The organism is Streptomyces sp. SID12501 (genome assembly GCF_010550245.1).
GTDB lineage: Bacteria > Actinomycetota > Actinomycetes > Streptomycetales > Streptomycetaceae > Streptomyces.
On sequence record NZ_JAAGLU010000870.1, the window covers coordinates 1 to 411 of the forward strand.

The window sequence follows — 411 nt, forward strand, 5'->3', positions numbered from 1 at the left end:
GGTAGCGGTCACGGTCTTCGAGGATGCCCGCGACCGGGCTCTGGAGGACCTGACGGGCTTGGTAGGCCGGGTGAAGGCGTGCTCCGCGCTCGGCGTGAGCCGGGCCACCTACTACCGTCATCACCGCCGCGGTCCCGCTCCTGTGCGGCCGCGGCGTGAGCGGCGACGGCATCCGCGGGCCCTCGGCCAGGCCGAGGAGGCCAAGGTCCTTGAGGTGCTGCGGTCGGACGAGTTCGTCGACATGGCGCCCGCCGAAATCTACGCGGTGCTGCTGGACCGTGGCGTCTACTTGTGCTCGGAGTCGACGATGTACCGGATCCTGCGCCGGCACGGCGAGGTCCGCGAACGGCGCCGGCAGGCCACTCACCCGCCGCGCAAAAAACCAGAGCTGATAGCCGAGGGCCCCAACCG

At 70.8% G+C, this 411-nt stretch carries 1 pseudogene; it reads left to right on the plus strand.

Annotated features, from left to right (window positions below):
- Positions 1-411, plus strand: a pseudogene (locus tag G3I71_RS48895) (IS3 family transposase); the annotation flags it as partial.